The sequence below is a fragment of the Ruegeria sp. CDSC079 genome, assembly GCF_059610505.1.
Map to the genome: position 1 here is coordinate 89,650 of NZ_JBXWNT010000003.1, position 17,862 is coordinate 107,511.

Annotated in this window: 16 protein-coding genes; 13 read left to right on the forward strand and 3 right to left on the reverse strand. The window is 53.6% G+C overall.

Annotation, left to right across the window (positions count from 1 at the left end; genetic code table 11):
* Nucleotides 1–87 precede the first annotated feature (87 nt).
* The 9 genes from AC2FIC_RS06310 (at nt 88) to AC2FIC_RS06350 (ending at nt 8,831) form a co-directional block, all read left to right on the forward strand.
* Nucleotides 88–1,164 (forward strand): sugar ABC transporter substrate-binding protein, encoded by a 1,077-nt coding sequence (locus tag AC2FIC_RS06310; protein ID WP_299664530.1) that lies wholly within the window; start codon nt 88–90, stop codon nt 1,162–1,164.
* Nucleotides 1,165–1,244: 80 nt separating this feature from the next.
* Nucleotides 1,245–2,732: a family 43 glycosylhydrolase gene (locus AC2FIC_RS06315; protein WP_496676972.1), complete on the forward strand. Its 1,488-nt coding sequence runs from the start codon at nt 1,245–1,247 to the stop codon at nt 2,730–2,732.
* A gap of 10 nt (nt 2,733–2,742) precedes the next feature.
* The gene (gene fba, locus AC2FIC_RS06320; protein WP_496676969.1) at nt 2,743–3,816 is read left to right on the forward strand and encodes a class II fructose-bisphosphate aldolase; all 1,074 of its coding nucleotides are present in this window, start codon (nt 2,743–2,745) and stop codon (nt 3,814–3,816) included.
* Nucleotides 3,813–4,664, forward strand: a complete 852-nt coding sequence (locus tag AC2FIC_RS06325; protein ID WP_299664537.1) for a PfkB family carbohydrate kinase — start codon at nt 3,813–3,815, stop codon at nt 4,662–4,664. The genes fba and AC2FIC_RS06325 overlap by 4 nt, the downstream gene beginning before the upstream one ends.
* The gene (locus AC2FIC_RS06330; RefSeq protein ID WP_299664539.1) at nt 4,657–5,301 is read left to right on the forward strand and encodes an AAA family ATPase; all 645 of its coding nucleotides are present in this window, start codon (nt 4,657–4,659) and stop codon (nt 5,299–5,301) included. The genes AC2FIC_RS06325 and AC2FIC_RS06330 overlap by 8 nt, the downstream gene beginning before the upstream one ends.
* A 75-nt stretch (nt 5,302–5,376) precedes the next feature.
* On the forward strand, nt 5,377–6,609 hold the full coding sequence (locus AC2FIC_RS06335) for an ROK family transcriptional regulator (protein ID WP_299664541.1): 1,233 nt from the start codon (nt 5,377–5,379) through the stop codon (nt 6,607–6,609).
* Between the two features lie 19 nt (nt 6,610–6,628).
* Complete coding sequence (locus tag AC2FIC_RS06340; protein WP_299664544.1) at nt 6,629–7,384, forward strand: ATP-binding cassette domain-containing protein; 756 nt, start codon at nt 6,629–6,631, stop codon at nt 7,382–7,384.
* Nucleotides 7,385–7,394: 10 nt separating this feature from the next.
* Nucleotides 7,395–8,396, forward strand: a complete 1,002-nt coding sequence (locus AC2FIC_RS06345; RefSeq protein ID WP_299664546.1) for an ABC transporter permease — start codon at nt 7,395–7,397, stop codon at nt 8,394–8,396.
* Nucleotides 8,397–8,624: 228 nt separating this feature from the next.
* Nucleotides 8,625–8,831 carry a hypothetical protein gene (locus AC2FIC_RS06350; RefSeq protein WP_496676962.1) on the forward strand — a complete coding sequence of 69 codons (207 nt, stop codon included), beginning with the start codon at nt 8,625–8,627 and terminating at the stop codon, nt 8,829–8,831.
* Between the two features lie 422 nt (nt 8,832–9,253).
* Here AC2FIC_RS06350 and AC2FIC_RS06355 read toward each other — a convergent pair whose 3' ends face one another.
* Both AC2FIC_RS06355 and AC2FIC_RS06360 read right to left on the reverse strand, forming a co-directional pair.
* A complete protein-coding gene (locus tag AC2FIC_RS06355) occupies nt 9,254–9,841 on the reverse strand; it encodes a hypothetical protein (RefSeq protein ID WP_058281576.1) in 588 nt (195 codons plus the stop codon).
* Nucleotides 9,841–10,275 carry a helix-turn-helix domain-containing protein gene (locus AC2FIC_RS06360; protein ID WP_131726293.1) on the reverse strand — a complete coding sequence of 145 codons (435 nt, stop codon included), beginning with the start codon at nt 10,273–10,275 and terminating at the stop codon, nt 9,841–9,843. Before AC2FIC_RS06360 ends, AC2FIC_RS06355 begins: the two co-directional genes overlap by 1 nt.
* Nucleotides 10,276–10,628: 353 nt before the next feature.
* Here AC2FIC_RS06360 and AC2FIC_RS06365 point away from each other — a divergent pair, with 353 nt between their 5' ends.
* Entirely contained in the window at nt 10,629–11,723 is a 1,095-nt protein-coding gene (locus AC2FIC_RS06365; protein ID WP_496676957.1) for a tyrosine-type recombinase/integrase, read from the forward strand.
* Nucleotides 11,724–12,410: 687 nt separating this feature from the next.
* Here AC2FIC_RS06365 and AC2FIC_RS06370 read toward each other — a convergent pair.
* A complete protein-coding gene (locus tag AC2FIC_RS06370; RefSeq protein ID WP_496691577.1) occupies nt 12,411–12,863 on the reverse strand; it encodes a hypothetical protein in 453 nt (150 codons plus the stop codon).
* A 343-nt stretch (nt 12,864–13,206) separates the two neighbouring features.
* On the opposite strand from AC2FIC_RS06370, the gene AC2FIC_RS06375 reads away from it, so the two are divergent.
* From AC2FIC_RS06375 to AC2FIC_RS06385, 3 genes are all read left to right on the forward strand, one after another.
* Nucleotides 13,207–14,241 carry an AraC family transcriptional regulator ligand-binding domain-containing protein gene (locus tag AC2FIC_RS06375; RefSeq protein WP_496870051.1) on the forward strand — a complete coding sequence of 345 codons (1,035 nt, stop codon included), beginning with the start codon at nt 13,207–13,209 and terminating at the stop codon, nt 14,239–14,241.
* Nucleotides 14,242–15,087: 846 nt separating this feature from the next.
* Nucleotides 15,088–16,167, forward strand: coding sequence for an extracellular solute-binding protein (locus AC2FIC_RS06380; protein WP_185956670.1), 1,080 nt, complete (start codon nt 15,088–15,090; stop codon nt 16,165–16,167).
* A 29-nt stretch (nt 16,168–16,196) separates the two neighbouring features.
* Nucleotides 16,197–17,798 carry a BCCT family transporter gene (locus AC2FIC_RS06385; protein WP_496691575.1) on the forward strand — a complete coding sequence of 534 codons (1,602 nt, stop codon included), beginning with the start codon at nt 16,197–16,199 and terminating at the stop codon, nt 17,796–17,798.
* Nucleotides 17,799–17,862: the final 64 nt, after the last annotated feature.

The following is a 17,862-nucleotide window of genomic DNA, read 5'->3' on the forward strand; positions in this document are numbered from 1 at the left end:
CTTGCAAACTGCATTTAATTGCAGTACGCATTAAATAGGAGTTTACCTCTCCGCAATCAACGCGAAAAACTCTCCAGGGAGGAGATCATGACCTACAAGATGCTCAAGCCTTTGCTTGTGACAGCAGCCATGTTGCCGCTTGCGAGCGTGGCAACGGCTCAAAGCGAAGCTCGTACCGATCTGGTAATCGCTGACCTTGGCCAGCCGGAAACAAACCCTTGGGTTATCAACCGCCATCGTTTTGAACGCTGCGTCGCTGAAGCGCTGGGTGTCGAGCTGAAGGAGTTTGACGATCAGAACTCGGAAGAACAGCACGCGGCGCAAGCTGAATCCATCATCGCAAGCGGCCCGGACGGGCTGATCTTCAACCCGCTGACGTCGCCGGCCGGTATCCAGGTCGCGCGTCTTCTCGAAGAGAATGATATTCCTGGTATTGCCGTCGGTCGACTGGTGGTGTCCAGCTATGACGATGACTATGAAGGTGAGGATTTCATCGCGCAGGTGACCCAGAACAATGACACTTGGGGTCAGGCAATCGGCAAAGCCACCGCAGATCTCGGACACAAGAAAGTCGCGATGGTCTGGAACCAGAAAGGTGTGACTTCTGCGGAAGAAATCTGGGCGGGAGTTCAATCGGAATTGGACGCGGCAGGGGTCGAAGTGATCGCTGAAAGTTGGGATCGTCTGAACCGGGAGAATGGCCAGAAATATGCCGAGCAGTTCATTGCCCGCTTCGGACCCGGCGAGATTGACGCGATCATCGTGCTTGGCGCGGTCGCCGGTCTCGGCAGTCAATTTGCGGTGGAACAGGCAGGGCGTGACGACATCGCCATCATAACCACCGACATTGACGAGCAGGTCGCTCAATTCATCAAGGATGGCAAACTGAGTTTCTCGATCGGTGGCCATTGGATGGTTGGCGGGTTCGGCCTTATCCAACTCTATGACTACTTGCACGGTCACCCGATTGAAGACACCCAGCCGCGGGTCGGCCTCATTCCGGTAACAGCCGACAATGTGGATACCTATGCCAACAGTCTTCTGAACGGATGTATTCTTTCACCGGAAACCGTTCGCAGCCTCAGCAAGGTCCATAATCCCGACGCTGATTTGCCCGGTTTCATCGACGCGTGGCAGGCAAACTGGCAAGACTACGTGCAATAACTCCCCTTGCACGCAGCGAGCCCTCCCCCGGTTCAATGGGTCGGGGGACTAAAAAACCAAACTCTTTTCGAGGTCCGCAGATGAGACTTTTCGGATACGCTCCGGAGCGCGGTGCTGCCGCTGGTGATACAATGCCATTCTACCACGATGGCACGTGGCATCTGTTTTTTTCCCAACCCCCTGTGGGCGCGTGGGAATATGTTGAGCGGGCGCGCGTCTCGACCGCTTATCTTCGGTCAGATGACCTCGTAAACTGGGAGGTGATGCCCGACGCTTTTGGCCCCGGCGCGCACGGTGAGTGCGACGGCGATGGGATCTGGACCGGCTCTGTCATTGAGCACAAGGGCGTGTTTCACTTCTTCTACACAGGTTACAATCGTCAATCTGCTTCACCGCAGTCAATTTGCAAGGCAACATCGACTGATCTCAAGTCCTGGGAGAAATCCGGATCCAACCCGATGATCTTCCCCGATCACCGCTGGTACGAAACCGTCGATTGGCGCGACCCCTTTGTCTACCGCGACGAAGAGGCAGGGTGCTTCAAGATGCTGATCTCAGCGCGCCTCAAGGAAGGTCCGCAGTTTCGCCGGGGCTGTGTTGCCGTTGCCACGTCCGATGATCTGGAATGCTGGGAGGTTGGCCCGCCGCTGGCGTCCTCGATGTTGACGCATTGCCCGGAATGCCCGGAAATCTTCAAGTTGGGCGACTGGTGGTATCTGGTTGAAAGCCGCTACTCGGAACGAATGCAAACAGTGTATCGGGTGTCAAAATCCCCGGATGGTCCTTGGGAAAGCCGCAAGCTCGACAGTCTTGACGGGCGTCGATTTTACGCTGCCAAATCGGCCAGCGATGGCGACCGTCGCATGAGTTTCGCATGGATACCGTTCCGCAAGCATCATGGCCCCAAGCGCAGCTGGGTTTGGGGCGGAGAACTGGGCAGCCCGCGCGAACTTGTCTCGCTGCCAGACGGCACGCTGACCTGCAAATTGCCCGATAACGTGGACCAGAGTTACGCAGAGACCGTGCCCCACAAGCTGCGCCCCATGTTGGGAGACTGGACCGGCGATGCAGACCCTCGGTGTGATGCGACAGGATCATACGGATACGCGTTCATCGACGGTCCGAACCGGGATGACGTGTTGCTCGATGTAGTGATTGAACCTGATCCCGCCACCGAAGCTGTGGGTATTCTCATCGAACCCCGAGGCGGCGATCATCTGGACAGCGGTTACAGCCTTTCAATCGAGCCCATGAAGGAGCGCGTCCTGTTTGATCGCTGGCCTGCCGCGATGGATCCACTTTGGGACAGCCTGGTGCTCAATGAGCGGCATGGCATTGAGGTCCGTCAGGAGATCGACAGCCCATTGGTCGAGCGTCCGCTCGCCTTCACACCGGAGGATGGGTGTTACCGGGTCCAGATCCTGCGCAACGGGTCGGCCATCGAGTGCTTTGTGGCCGGGCAGGTTGTTGCATCCTTCAGGGTCTATGACATCTCCAATACCGATGCCTGGGGTCTCTTTGTTCAGGAAGGCTCGGCGAAATTCCACAATCTCAACTTCCGCAAGTAAAGGCCTCGCCATGCCCCTCATAACCCTCAGACAATTGCTTGATTATGCGGCGGATCAAGGATTTGGTGTGCCGGCGTTCAACATCTCCAATATGGAGCAGGGCCTTGCGATCATGAACGCTGCGCGCGCCTGCGATGCACCGGTGATCCTGCAAGCCAGCTTGAATGTTCGCAGGGCCTATGCCGGAGATCGGATGATCGTCGCTATAGTGAACGCACTGGCGTCCATGTATCCCGACAACCCAATCTGTCTGCATCAGGACCACGGCCATGATGAGCAGGCCTGCGTCAGCGCCATCGCTGCGGGGTTCACCTCGGCCATGATGGATGGCTCCCTGATGGGCGACGGCAAGACACCCGCCAGCTATGCCCACAACGTCGATATCACGGCTCGCGTTGCACAGATCGCACATTGGACGGGTGCCTCAATCGAAGGAGAGCTGGGTGTTCTTGGATCGCTTGAAACCGGCGAGGCGGGTGAAGAAGACGGGTCCGGGGCAGAGGGCAAACTGGATCACGATCAGCTATTGACCGATCCCGATCAGGCAGCGGAGTTTGTTGCTACAACCAAGGTCGATGCGCTAGCGATAGCCTGTGGGACGTCTCATGGCGCTTATAAATTCACAAGGGAACCGGATGGCGACATCCTGGCCATCAGCCAGATTGAGGCGATCCATCGTCGCGTGCCGAATACCCATCTTGTCATGCATGGGTCGAGCTCTGTGCCACAGGGTTTGCAGGACTTGATAAACGCCTCTGGCGGTGAAATGCCACAAACCTGGGGCGTCCCCGTCGAAGAGATCGAACGCGGGATCCGGCATGGTGTTCGAAAAATCAACATCGACACCGATTGCCGCATGGCCATGTCCGGCGCAATGCGGCGCTTCTCCCGGGACAACCCATCGAATTTCGATCCTCGGGCGTTTATCTTGGCCGGGATGGCGGAGCTTGAAACGCTGGTCCGTGACAGGTTCGAGAGGTTCGGGGTGGCGGGCCACGGGCGTAAAATCAAGCCGATCCCAGTTGCAGAAATGGCAAAGCGGTATGCTGATGGCGGGCTCGATCCATCCCGGAAGGCCGCGTGAGCCGGGCGCTGTTCATAGGCCGCTCGGTGATGGATGTCACCGCGCTTGTTGAGGATTTTCCGGGTCCGGACGGGAAGACCAAGGCTTTGAGCAATGATGTGATCCCGGGCGGGTCTGCTTTGAACGCTGCCGTTACGTTCGCCCATCTTGGTGGAACGGCGGCGCTGGCCACATCGCTGGGCGCGCCGGGCCCAATGAAGACAATGCTGACGTCCGATCTGAAGGACAGGAACGTTACGGTGCACGACATCAGTAATGACCCGGACTATCGCATCCCTCTTTCGACAGTTGTTTCAACCCGGAGCCTTGGGGCCAGGATGATTGTCAATGGCGCAGGGGATGAGTGCGAAAAGGTGCGTTCTCAAGAAGGTCTGATCCTGACGGAAGGATACGGGTTGATTCAGATCGACCAGTACGAACGGCATTTTGTTGCGGCGCACGCTGACGCCTTACGTGCGTTTGAAGGGCCAATCATTTTGGATGGCGGCGGCTGGAAAGACTGGTCACCGGATTTTCTAAAGCTGGCCGATATTCCAATTGTCAGCGACGTGTTTTGTCCCGAGGGACTGCGCGCCTTTGCCAATATGTGTGAGGAACTGGACATCCAACGCTGGGCAATGACACGGGGTCACGCTGGGGTCGTCTGGCATGATCAGGGACGACGGGGCGAGATACCCGCTTTGGAGGTGGACGTTGTCGATAGCTTGGGCGCAGGAGACATTTATCACGGCGCTTTCTGCCACGCGTATCTCGAGACCGGGTCATTTGTAGATGCGTTGAATATCGCCAACCAGATCGCGGGTAAGTCATGCACCCATGCGGGTACGCGGAGTTGGATGGATGCCTGAGCACCTCGCCGACTATGCCAGCCTTCTGGGCGCAATTGAAAAGCGGATAAGTGCAGGTCAACCGCCGCTCATTGTAGCAATTGCAGGGCCTCCGGCGACGGGTAAGTCTACGCTGTCCGAGCGGCTGTCCGAGGATCTACGCGCTGCCGGGCACATCGCTGCCTACTGCCCGATGGACGGGTTTCACAAAACAAACGCCCAGCTTGAGGCCGAAGGGCTTAGAAGCGTGAAAGGCCGTATCGATACGTTTGATGGCAACGCGTTTGCCCACGCGGTGGAACGTTTGTCCAGGGGAGATGCGTTTTGGTGGCCGCGATATTCCCGGCACATACATGACCCGGTCCCAGAAGGCGCCAGGATCGAAGGAAACGAGGCCCTTTGCATAGTCGAGGGCAACTACATTCTGATGAATGAAGCGCCTTGGATTCGAGCGGCATCGCATTTCGACCTGCGTATCTTTGTAGACACGCCGGATGAACTCCTGAAGCAGCGCTTGAAGCGACGCCACGAGCGTGGCGGCAGAGGTGAAGTCGAGACGCGGGAAAAGATCACCAAGACCGACATGCCCAACGCGGAGAGGATCCGACAAAGTGCTACATTCGCCGACATCCTGTTTCAGGAGGGCGTCGATGCGTAGCACCCGAGAGTTGATTGCAGGTTGCAAGCAAAACTCGCTATGTTTGAGCCAAATTGAAAAAATTGGGGTTCGGACATGAAACTTGCTCAAAAAGGCTTGTCGATCGAAGGTATTCAAGGCCACAACAGGCGCGCCATCCTTGCAGCTTTGCACGACATGGGAGAATGCTCGCGCAAGGAAATCAGCGTAGCCACCGGATTGGATCAGGCGACTGTCACACGTGCGATAGCACCACTTATTGACAATGGCATCGTTGAGGAAGTGGGACTTGTTCGTGGGGGGCGTGGTCGGCGATCGATCAACCTCAGCTTTGTTGGTTCCGGGCGATACATCCTCTGTCTTAGATTGCAACGCCGTAGCTTTTCCATTGCTGCATTTAATCTGCGCGGTGACCTGCTGGAGACCAGTGAATTCCCCATCGCACGGGACGGGTCCGCCAAGCAGACTTTCAAGGAGATCTCCGAGACACTGGATCGCCAGATTGGCAATTTGAAACAGGTCGATGGCATTGGCGTGGCTGTTCCTGGCCCGTTCCTGGAGCGCGATGAACGTGTCATCCTCATGACTGAAAGCCCTCAATGGCAGGGCTTCGATCTGATCCCCGAGCTGCGCTCCCGCTATCCTGACATTCCTGTTCACTCCACACACGACGCCAAGGCAGCAGCCTTGACTGAATGGCGCCATCATGGCCGGGCGCTGGGGGCCAAGGTCATGTTGTACGTGTCTGCCGGTCAGGGGATCGGCTCGGCGCTTGTCGTGGATGGCCATGTGCACCGGGGTGCGCAAGGTCTTGCAGGTGAATTGGGGCATACGTCCATCAGCGTTGATGGCGAGCAGTGCAAATGTGGAAATAGAGGCTGTCTGGAACTCTTCACGTCGCGCATTGCGCTACTGCGTGCCATACGGGAGCGCGCAGAGAACGTCAGCAGTACAACATTGACTTCAGACGCTGATTTTTCTCAGGTCCTTGACGCATACGCAGCGGAAGACGGGCTTGCCAGCGAAGAGGTGCACAGGGTTGCACGCTATCTGGCGCAAGGCATCACCAACTGCATCAACTTCGTCAATCCGGATTTGGTTGTGATCGGAGATGAATATGCCGGGTTCGGTCAAAGGTTTCTGGAACACATCAAGACCCATGTAAAAGCGACGGTTTTGCCAAGCATCTACGATGCCGTCGACATCGAGCTGAGCCAGCAAAGTGAAGATACTGTGCTGCGCGGGGCCTTTCTGGACGTACTTGCACAAACCTATCTCGGTTCTCCCAGAGCCGAGCCAGAAGCCCTTGTTGCTGAAGCAAGCGGATAGGAATGAAGGAGAACCCACTATGAATGACCAGACGGCTCAACCTCTTCTTTCGGTGAAACACGTTTCGAAGTCATTTGGTGGTGTCCAGGCATTGCGTGACGGCTCCTTTGATCTTCATCGCGGTGAAGTTGTCGCGATCGTGGGCGGAAATGGTGCCGGAAAATCAACGTTGATGAAGGTTGTGGCTGGGGCCCATGTTCCGGACGGCGGACAGATCATCATCAATGGCAAGGAAGTATCCCGGGCTGAGCACAGTGTTTCGCATATGCAGGAATGCGGGATCGAAGTCGTTTATCAGGATCTGGCACTGGTTCCCAATATGACGGCGCCCTACAACCTGTTTCTGGGGCGCATCCCCCGCAAATGGGGGATTTTTGTGGATGAACGAAAGATGCGCGAAAAAACCCGTGAAGCCCTCGCGCAGCTCAATGTCACCACCGTTCAGGATCTGTCGCAACCAATCTCCTCCATGTCCGGAGGACAACAACAAAGTATCGCGATCGGGCGCGCAATTGCCTGGGGGAGCGACATCGTAATCCTTGACGAACCGACCGCCGCACTTGGACCGAATGAAACGGCGGAAGTTGAGCGATTGGTTGAGGATGTGCGCGACAAGCAGGGCACGTCATTCCTTTTGGTAAGCCACAATCTCGATCAGGTGCGCCGCCTGGCTGACCGTATCGTAGTGACCCATCACGGGGTCACATCGCGCGAATTCAAACGCGACGAGATTACCTCGGACCGGCTCGTGAAGGCCATAACTCTCGGCGAATGAGGAGAACGACATGACCGAAACAACCGCCTCCCGCCCATTCCTGACGCCCAAACGCGCCGAAATGTTGCGAGACTATGTGCCTTTCATTGCCATTGTTCTGGTAATCTTGTTGTTCTGGGCGATCTCGGGCGACCGCTTCATGTCGATGCGCAACTGGACGTTCATTGCGCAGCAAACGCCTGTCTTGATGTTACTGGCATTCGCGCAGTTGATGATCGTGACAACTGGTTCAATTGATATCTCCATCGGGTCAAGCCTGGCATTTTCGGCGTTTCTGGGTGCACTTGGAATGCTCTGGTTCGGGGATGTGGGCTTGATCCTGGGAATTGTCGCAGGTGGCCTTGTTGGCATGGTCAACGGCCTGATTATTTCACTGCTCAAGATCCCATCATTTGTGACAACATTGGCAATGCTGATCATCGTGCGCGCCGTTGTGATTATCGCATCAGACGGCACGGCGATTTATATAACGGACGATAGCGTGTCAGGCGGCACCAACATCTCGTCTGTCGCAGCACCTTGGCTTCTGTCGATGGGCAAATTCCCCGCGATCTTCATCCTCGCGGCGATTGTCGCGCTGTTTATGTGGGCCTTTTATGAGAGGACTGTTTTTGGTCAACAGTTGCGAGCCGTTGGAGGCAACGAGAAGGTTCTCCGCCTGGTCGGCATCAATGTCACGACGTTCAAGATCAAGGTCTTTGCCGCTGCAGGGCTGATGGTGGGATTGGCGGCTTGCGTCAACCTGGCAAGGGCAGGAGCGGCGACGCCCCAGGCGGGTCTGATGATTGAGCTCGACGCAATTGCTGCGGTTGCGCTTGGTGGTACGCCGCTGACAGGTGGCTATGGCAGTGTGGTCAAAACAATCATCGGGGCATTGACCCTGACAATCGTCCGCAATGGGCTGACAATCGCGGGCGTACCCCCTTCGTGGAGCCAGGTCGCCTTGGGTGTTTTGCTGATTGCTGCAATCGCTATTTCGCTAAACAGAAGCAAGGTAGACGTTGTGAAGTGACAGCGAATGACATCGTGGTGTGGCTGCCGGAGCTGTGCGCTACGATGCCGAGGAATCAAATATTGGCTGCGTGCACCGTCGACAATCGCAACGGTCAATGGTGTGCACAGAACTTGAGACATGTAACCGTGGGGAAGGACGTTAGTTGATTGCATTTACCGGCGCAACTATCATGCCAGAGGTCTAACATCGCGTGTTCCACATCGTTGGAGTGATCCCCGGATGAACATGTTCGAACTTCGCGTACCCTTCTTTCTTCCGCTCTGGCGGCGGGTTGCCGTCACACTCTTGAGCGTTGGATGGGCGATCTTGGAGCTTGTAACCGGGAACTTGTTCTGGGCCATTCTGTTTGGCGCGATTGGGACCATCGCGACCTGGCAGTTTTTCCTTTCTGGTTGGCCGGACGAGGCGTCAGATCAAGAGTCTAAAGAGTGAATCCCCGCGGTCACAGTGCCCTTGATTACTGAACGATTGTGTCACGATGTTTCTAAAGCACTGCAAAAGCAGACGTTTGATCGGTCATCATGTAGGGCAGCAAAGTCCCGCAGCCTTGCCATCCGACACTGGAATTTGAACGTCCGGAATGTGCGGTTTTTGACCTACCGCATATGCGAAAGACCGACTCTCGCTAAACGGCAGGAACGGGCTCAACGAGCCTGTCGAGGCGCTGAATATTAGCCTGAAAAAATCTCTTATTTTCAATGATCCTAACAGGACAAACACGCGCTGCAACCAAATGTTGAAGTACAAGTTCCAGGGAATGCAAATCCTAAGCCCGAGCGAAAGGCCGCAGCAGTCTGCAAATAAATCGATAGAACTAAAACTCATGCTTCCATCATACTTTTGAGGGAACCAGTCTATCCAGAAGCATCCGGACTTGAGTTCAAGATTAGATTTCTGTGTTCCAGATAGACTTGGAGAGAGGAGTTTTGCAGAAATTCAGTAGCATCATTGGTTGGGCGCGCAAGTCTTGCTTCTATAAACGCAAGAATACACACAACAACAAGCCCGGCTAGTATCCAAAGGTACGCGAAAAGCCCTAGTAGATCTGGGCTGGTAACTTGAACGGCTATCGGAGGGGTGAGAAGAAGAATTGTAAGCATCAAACCTTTTTTCAACTTCTTCTGCTTCTGCAAATAATCCGTAGATATTTCTTCAACCTCATGCTCCAGCCTACGCACCCATGACAAGTACTCGTCTTCTAGTTGGCCACGTAAATAATGGCCGCAACGACAAAACTCTCTAGAAAGATACTCAATCCCTCCGCAGGCCTCACATTCCGTGGCATTCGGGCAACCTCTAGTCGGCCTAACTCCGTTGGAGCTTCCAGGTTGGTACGGTGCATCAAGTTGGGTCTCTTCTAGGATGCTATCTACCTTGCCCAACACGCCCACTTTGCGCGGCCTCAATTGCTCGGCTTTTCGCAAAACTTCGTTCTCTAACATCAAGCGACTAACCTTAAGATGGTGTCAATTCTGGCTATATCGGGCACTTGGTTAAGGCCCTCAATCGTTTCGGGGCTCAGAGCTTCTTTGAAAAGAAAATCTATAGCGTCCCATTTCTTTTCGGGTGCTACAACAAGGCCGCGATTAATTATTCTGTGCTCAACTGCGATTCCAAGTTTACGATAGGCATGCGCCATTTCCGAATGTCGGCGGCTTTTGCCTTCAGCAGTGTCCCCTTCGAGCATCCAGAGCGGATCGACATCGAATTCTTCATAAACCTTCAGAAGTAGGGTGGCGGTTAGGTCGCGTTGGCCACGTTCATAGTACTGATATGCACTTCGACTGATGCTAAGTCGTTGCGCCATTTCTTCTTGTGACAGACGCGCCTCGGTTCGGACAGCCGCAAGGCGCACCCCTAGGTCAGGAACAGTCATGATGTACCTTTTTGTGGTTGCATTGACCACGATTATGGTTATCTCTATTCAATGTAACCGCTCATAGAGGCATTTAGTTCGTTTTAGGTAGCATTATCGTAGTTTTGTTTCGATCTGAACGCAAAACGAAAATTTTGCCTCGATATGTGTGCAGTCATTGAGGAGTTGAAATTGCAAAAAATTCTCGAGACACCAAGGGAATTAGCTGAACGAGTGGGCATCCCCGTTTCAAACGTTCGCTATCTAATCCGCGAAGACATGCTGGATCATATTTATACAGCCCCAGGCCGACGAAACCCCAAGATTCCCAATGGTGCGTGGGAACGATACCTCGATCAATTTACGGTGAAAGCATGCCCCGCAAACCGACCCCGCCCCGCCTTGCACGCGACCGAAAACGCCTCGCCGATGGCAATTGGTACATCTACTGGACCGAAGGGGGACGCAGCCGTGAGCACTCGACTGGCACTGGGGATCGCGACCAGGCTGAACTCTACTTCGCAGAATGGAAGCTAAGGCGCTTCAGGCCGGATCGCGCGGTCGAGCCACACGAATTCTATGTGACTGACGCAGTTTCGCACTATCTGGCGAAGCGATTTGACGACGTTACTGACCCGGAGCGTTTAGCCAATGCAGCAAAGCCAATCATCAGGTTTTTTGATGGCTATGCCGTGGGCGATATCAACGATGTGCTCATTAAAGAATACTGCCAGAAACGCCGGAAGAGCCGTCGAGACAAGGGGCTGAAGGACGGCACCTTGCGAAGGGAGCTCAGTTTGCTCTCCACTGCTATCCGGCGTGCCGAGGAAGATCAGCTAATCACGCGCAAAATAACGGTCCGACTACCTCCGAAACCCGAGGGTCGTATCCGATTCCTGACATGTGATGAAGCGCTAAGGCTAATCCGGGTATCGCGGAGCTTCGATACGCCTCTGGAGGATGGCGTGCCGACCGAGTCAAAGACTGAGCACCTGACTCTGTTTCTTAGGATCGGATTGCTGACCGGCCAGCGAAAGGAGGCGATCCTATCCTTGCGCTGGTCTGATATCGATTTTCATAGCAACATCATCTACTGGAACCCCGTTGGACGGCGCCGCACGAAAAAGGAACGCCCGAGTTCTAGGCTGCCTGCGCGTCTGAAGAAGCACCTGCTATGCCGACGAAGGCGGTTTCCGGTAGACGAATTCGTAGTCACCCATCGCGGCAAGTCACTGCAGAACGTCAAACGCGCATTTAGGACTGCCGTTGTGGCGGCAGACTTGGAGACCGAGGGGGACCGAAAAGTCGTTCCACACACTCTGCGGCACACCTGTGCGACCTGGCTAATGCAAAAGGGGGCGCCCAAGTGGGACGCCTGCGGCTTCCTGGGTATGACCCACGAAACGCTTGAGAAGAACTATGGGCATCATCACCCTGATCACCAGAGAGGAGCGGCGGATGCAATCTGATATCCAGATCATTTCCGGATATAGATCGGTACAAACGTGAACAAAGGAACAGTGAAATGATAGTACATTACAATAATTACAATGGGTTAAAGTCAGGCCCGTTCCTTCGGGAGGCAGGGGCCGGAGGTTCGAATCCTCTCACTCCGACCAATAAAGCAAGGTTTCAACTGCAGAGATTTTTTGCTGTTTGACCAATTTACCTACTTTTTCGCACAAATTGGTCTGGGAATTCACTGCATGAATCCAAGGTGATAGCTGTGTGGTATGAGCAGCTTTACCCCCACGAAGTCAAAATGACGAACTGGTTGGCCTACAATGAAGCGTTGAAACGGCTCGGCGCAAGGAATGAGGCTCTGCGAGCCTCTAGAAACCTCTGTCGCGCCATCAGGTAAAGTTGAGACAACGATCATCGCCGGAGGCGCGTCGGGGCAAGATAAATTGTATCAAATTGCAAGGCCGGTCGGAGCCCTTTTGCAGTTGGGACTTTTGAGCGGACATACGCAAGGCCCAAGCTGATCGATGAAGTTCTTTTCGAACCTTTACAGAAGTTTCGCCGGTCTATGTGTCGTCCCTCGTGCGGTGAGCCCCAAACAGCAAAAAAGTATGCCTAGGTTTTGCTGGCTAACAAATGGCTGTAATGCGGGGCGAAGGTTGGTCCTCAACTTGTCTAAACGCCCCGCGGTGACACTATGGAGCTGGGGAATCCATGCCGCCTTGGTTTTCTGTGGGCACATGGTCGATAAATTGGGCATCCGAATTGATGTTTATTGTATTGTTGGCGGCAACGCCGTCGCTGCTTCCGATCCAGTGGGATGTTCCAACATTCTGCGTCGTTTCAAGCGGCGAGAGGTTTGCTATGAGGTTAACAATCTTCCCGGTAACAGTCGTAGAATCCTGGGATGTTCCCACATTTTGCGCCGCCTCCAACGGGGAAAGGTTTGTTATTCGGTTAACAATTTTTCCGGTAACGGTTGGGAATTCCGTTGTTTCAGGCGTGGCGTTCCGAGACATCCCAGTCTGAGTGATATGGGCGCCAGTACCCGAGTGGTGGCCCGGCTCTGCCATGGCCATTCCGGTGGACAGGGCAATCACCAGGGTTGGTGCAACAATGAGCTTTTTGATGATGTTAATACGTTCCATTCTTTATCTCCTTAAGTTGCCGATACATTTCAAACCTAGGAACGCGACAGCTTTGGATATTGTGAGAAGAGCTCAGTTTTTTGGCATTTTCTTTCAAGTTGCCAAGCCGCGGATAGGTCGACCAACGTAGCTGCATAGAGCTACGCCTATTCGTCGGACCAGCCGGCAGGAGATTAAGCTAAGGAAGAGTGGGCTTTGGTTGCCCTGTGTTGGGTCGCTACTGCCTGCCTTGTGGCAGCACTTAAACGATTTCTTGGCATGGCTTTTGGACCCTGCGTATTGTTACCTAAAACACAAAACGCCCTGATTAGCAGGGTACTTCAGTCTCGGGCGGCATATGAGCATGAAAGAGGACAAGGTGAGTTCTGACGGCCAATCTTGGAATGTTCCAGGTTTTGGTGTGCATCACTTAGCCAGGCTTCTGGAAAACCGTGGTTCAGATATTGTTGCGCTTCTGAGATCGACCAACTTACCCGTTGATTGTCACAAAACTCCGCCGGATTTTGTTGATGTTCGCAATGAGCTCCGCCTCTTGGAGTTTGCAGTGCAAGAGACCCGAGACCCCCTGTTTGCGATCACTGCGGGAAAAACCTTCAACCCCAGAAAGACTACACTCCTCAGCTATGTCGTTTTGAACTCTCCGACCGTTGGCGAGGCAATCGAGAAGGCAGTGAACTATGCTCGCTTGGCTCGGGGCTTTGCCAAACTGTCCTTCTATGAAGAAGAACGTGGCATGTTTCTGGAGATAGATTCCATCGCTGAACTGATGCGTTCTGATGGAGCTCACAATGAGTTTCGAATGTCTGCTTTTTTGACCAGCCTTCAAATTGCGGCTGAGACGCCCTTGCCAGTCCTTGAACTACGCTTTCCGCATGAATTGACCGAAGAAAAGCGGACCCAAATCTCCAGTGCATTGTCAGTCAATATCAAGCAGAAACAAAGAGTTCCCGGTATCTTGTTCGATAAAGCAGTGATGGATATCCCGATCAAAGATACGGATCCCGCATTGCTTCTGCACCTTGAAAAACATGTGCAAACGTTGATGAACGATTTACCGCCAGTAATAGGTGAAACAAGTTCTTTGGTGCAGAGCGAGATAACGTCGCGACTGTCTTTTAGCGCTCCAACACAAGATGATATCGCGAAGACACTGGGGATGAGCATCAGCACACTTGGGCGCAAACTTGCCAAGGAAGGCACAACTTACAAACAACTGCTAAAGGACATCCGTGCAAGGCTGGCAGAGCAGTATCTTGATGACCCCAAGCTAAGTCTGTCTGAGATTGCTTTTGCACTTGGTTATTCTGATCAAGCGGCGTTTAGCAATGCCTACAAGACTTGGACGGGCCAATCTCCGGGCAGTGCTCGAACCGCTTAGGTCGACCTCAGGATGTGCAAATCGGTTAACATTGCAGGCTGGGGCAAGAAAGCGGAAGCTCATCGTCTCAAACGCAGTCCAAAGCATCCGCTGTTAAAGTTCATCCCCATGCATCAGTGCATGAATCACAAGGGTCGGAACTCGATAGTTCTGAGTTCAAATGGAAGCCAGGGCCAGCCGCTTTGGAAGTTTGGTGGTCGTAGCCATCCAACGGGTGCGCCATGGACATTCCAGCACTCAGAACAATGGCGAACGCGGTGACGGAGGAAATCAGTGCCTTTTTCATTTCTTGGTCCCTTTCGGTTGAGCGTGTTTGAAACGCTGTGTGTGCATTCAATTTGGCGATCTGTCGGTCAGATTTATTGCGATGACACATCAAGATTTTGAGAAAAAACATCAACTTTACGCCCGTGGGCGTCGTCATTCCAGCGCCCGCGCACGCCCCTGAGGCTCTTTCGTCGAAGGTGAGATAGCCCCAAGATCAGGTCCGTAATTAACTGTGGTCGATGAACAGGAACCGGTTTCTCTGTATCGCTGGCTTCTGGAAAACAGCCTGTAACCGCAAGCCTTGTTTCTTGGTCGCTCTGCCAAATCTGTCGCTCTGTCTGGCGGAATAGTCGTATTTAGCTTTCGCAATTTTTGATTATTGCTGATCATCAGGGTGAATTTGATGTATTCTTGCTGAATGTGCTGGGAATTGACCAGGAGGACGACCCAAACAAAGCGCTTATACAAAATTAGAAGCGACTAGGGAGGAATTTGATGATATACTATAGGCTAAAGGCGGTCAGGGGCTGTCGGATAATGATAGCTGCGCTGTTTTCTACTCTCTCTTTGAGTAATGCGATGGCGCAAAGTAACTCTGAGAGCGAAACCACAATCCCAGAGCCCGGGCCGTCCATCACCTTCACATCCTGGACCGGCCCTTACATGCGAAGTCAGATGCTTGGGTTTGTGCGCCCTTATGAGCAAGCCAAAAACGCCGATGTGCATGTTGCACATTACAATGGTGGCATCTCGGAAATCCGCGATCAGGTCGAAAGCGCAAATGTGATTTGGGATGTGGTCGACCTTACGCAAGCAGATTCACTGCGCGCCTGCGAAGAGGGCTTGCTGGAAAACATATCTGACATAGAACTGCCTGATGGCGTCGATGGTACACCATTTCGCGAGGATTTTGTCGAAGGTGCCCTGAATGATTGTGGCGTAGGAGTCATCGTATGGGGCACCGCATATGCGTATAACAATTCTCAATTCGCAGAAACGCCTCCATCAACCATTTCGGATTTCTTCGACACAGAAACCTATCCTGGGCCACGTGCCATCCGAAATGATCCGACAGTGATCATGGAATGGGCCCTTATGGCCGACGGCGTAGCCCGCGATGATGTGTATCCAACGCTCGAAACCGAAGAAGGTGTTGAGCGCGCGCTGAAAAAGATGGACGACATAAAAACCGGCCTGCAAATCTGGGAAACCGGGCGCGAACCCGTACGCCTGTTGAACTCTGGCGACATTGCTATGTCATCGATTTGGGCCACTACCGGTGCAACGGCCGCCCAGGAAGATGGTTCCGATTTTACGGTCAACATGGACGGCCGTGTGATTGAGCTGGATCTGTTCGGCATTCCAAAAGGAAGCCAGAATAAAGAAGAGGCCATTGATTTTATTCGCTTTGCAAGCAGCTCAAATTCGCTGGCCGATATGGTCGGGCACCTGCCAAATGGTCCAACCCGAAAATCTTCGATGACACTCCTGTCAGATGACGTTTTGGAGCGCATCCCGAACGGTCCGGCGTATGAAGACAATCTTTACATTCTGTCGGACGCCGAGTGGTGGGCCACCAACCACGGGCGCCTGGAAGAAGCGTTCCAGTCCTGGCTCGCAACCTCCGCCCGTCAGGGCGCTGCGGGTTCAACACGGTAAGCCGGAACAACAGGTCTAAGAGGTGCAAAATGAGTGATCAATCAACACAGAAACCTGACAATCTTGTAGCAAAGAGCGGCTTGTTCAAAGGTATGAATCCGACGATGGGTATCGCTTCGATGGTGATGATATTGGGGTTTGTGTTCTTCACGATCCGTGATGTTGAAGCTTCAAGTGCGATCTTTGCGACAGGTAAAAACTTCATCATCGGTAGCCTGGACTGGTTCTATGTACTGGTCGTTAACGCGGCACTGTTTTTTGTAATATGGCTTATGATCAGCCGGTTCGGACACGTGAAGCTGGGCAAGGATGATGACGAGCCTGATTTTTCAACGTTTTCATGGATTTGCATGCTGTTTAGTGCGGGCTTGGGATCTGGTCTGATCTATTGGGGCGTTGCAGAGCCGATGTTCCATATCCAGGGCAGCCCATTCCTTGAACGGGCGGGAATTGAACCAGGTTCGGTTGACGCCGCGGTTTCTGCAGTAACGATCACGAATTTCCACTGGGGTTTCCACGGTTGGGCTCTTTATGTGCTGGTTGGCCTCTGCCTTGCATATTTCTCGTACCGCCATGGGCTTCCTCTGACTTTGCGCACCGCTCTTTATCCTGTGCTGAAGGAACGGATCTATGGTCCCTGGGGTCATCTCGTCGATCTGATTGGCGTATTTGGTACAATCTTTGGCCTCGCAACCTCATTGGGGTTGGGCGTCACACCAATCGCCGCCGGTCTTGAGGATCTTGGCTGGATGGCAAACACCCAGACAAATCAGTTGATCCTCGTCGCAATCATCACCTGTCTTGGCACGGCTTCTGCTGCATCGGGTGTTGGCAAAGGCGTGCGTATCTTGTCTGAAGCCAACGTTATGGCAAGTATTGGCCTGCTGCTCCTGTTCATCATTCTGGGACCCACGGCATTCCTGTTGGGCATAACCATATCCGGATTTGGAGATTACCTCTGGACGGTGATACCCATGGGTTTCTGGATCAACGGTGAGCCCGAAAACCAATGGCAGAGCTGGTGGACGATCTTTTACTGGGGCTGGTGGATCGCATGGTGCCCGTTTGTTGGACTGTTCATTGCGCGGGTATCAAAGGGGCGGACGATCAAGCAATTCTGCTATTGCGTTCTTCTTATTCCAACCTCAGTCGTGATGCTCTGGATGGGTGTCTTTGGTGGCGCAGCAGCCGGGGTTGATCTGTTCTACGACGCAGGTGTCGTCGAGGCGGTCAACAATGACTACGCCGCTGGCGTATTCCAAACGGTCAAAGGATTTGGCTACACATGGTTGGTGTACCCGATCACAGTGTTGATTACGGTTCTGCTGATTTCGTGGTTTGTCACGTCTTCTGACTCGGGGACACTGGTGATGTGCACAATGCTGTCGATGGGTGACGAGCATCCGCCAATCAAGTTCCGTGTGTTTTGGGGTATTACCGCAGGCGTTGTTGCCGGTGTCCTAATGCTGGCCGGTGGGTTGAGCGCGCTACAGACAGCGTCCATCGTCGCAGGGCTACCAATCGCTGTGATCTTGTTATTCATGATCTATGGTATTGTCTCGTCGCTTCACGCTGAGCATCCAGTGCCCGATGTTGAGGATAAGTACGAAATGGAGTTCCTCAACAGATAGGCAGCCATTGTGGTTCAATTTGTCGAGAGGCAGTTACATCTGCCTCTCGACAATTACAGACATG

Bases quoted from the DNA above. Each gene is read 5' to 3' on its own strand.
- AC2FIC_RS06310 (WP_299664530.1), top strand. From the start codon at position 88: ATGACCTACAAGATGCTCAAGCCTTTGCTTGTGACAGCAGCCATGTTG.
- AC2FIC_RS06315 (WP_496676972.1), top strand. From the start codon at position 1,245: ATGAGACTTTTCGGATACGCTCCGGAGCGCGGTGCTGCCGCTGGTGAT.
- fba (WP_496676969.1), top strand. From the start codon at position 2,743: ATGCCCCTCATAACCCTCAGACAATTGCTTGATTATGCGGCGGATCAA.
- AC2FIC_RS06330 (WP_299664539.1), top strand. From the start codon at position 4,657: ATGCCTGAGCACCTCGCCGACTATGCCAGCCTTCTGGGCGCAATTGAA.
- AC2FIC_RS06335 (WP_299664541.1), top strand. From the start codon at position 5,377: ATGAAACTTGCTCAAAAAGGCTTGTCGATCGAAGGTATTCAAGGCCAC.
- AC2FIC_RS06340 (WP_299664544.1), top strand. From the start codon at position 6,629: ATGAATGACCAGACGGCTCAACCTCTTCTTTCGGTGAAACACGTTTCG.
- AC2FIC_RS06345 (WP_299664546.1), top strand. From the start codon at position 7,395: ATGACCGAAACAACCGCCTCCCGCCCATTCCTGACGCCCAAACGCGCC.
- AC2FIC_RS06350 (WP_496676962.1), top strand. From the start codon at position 8,625: ATGTTCGAACTTCGCGTACCCTTCTTTCTTCCGCTCTGGCGGCGGGTT.
- AC2FIC_RS06355 (WP_058281576.1), bottom strand. From the start codon at position 9,841: ATGTTAGAGAACGAAGTTTTGCGAAAAGCCGAGCAATTGAGGCCGCGC.
- AC2FIC_RS06360 (WP_131726293.1), bottom strand. From the start codon at position 10,275: ATGACTGTTCCTGACCTAGGGGTGCGCCTTGCGGCTGTCCGAACCGAG.
- AC2FIC_RS06365 (WP_496676957.1), top strand. From the start codon at position 10,629: ATGCCCCGCAAACCGACCCCGCCCCGCCTTGCACGCGACCGAAAACGC.
- AC2FIC_RS06370 (WP_496691577.1), bottom strand. From the start codon at position 12,863: ATGGAACGTATTAACATCATCAAAAAGCTCATTGTTGCACCAACCCTG.
- AC2FIC_RS06375 (WP_496870051.1), top strand. From the start codon at position 13,207: ATGAAAGAGGACAAGGTGAGTTCTGACGGCCAATCTTGGAATGTTCCA.
- AC2FIC_RS06380 (WP_185956670.1), top strand. From the start codon at position 15,088: ATGGCGCAAAGTAACTCTGAGAGCGAAACCACAATCCCAGAGCCCGGG.
- AC2FIC_RS06385 (WP_496691575.1), top strand. From the start codon at position 16,197: ATGAGTGATCAATCAACACAGAAACCTGACAATCTTGTAGCAAAGAGC.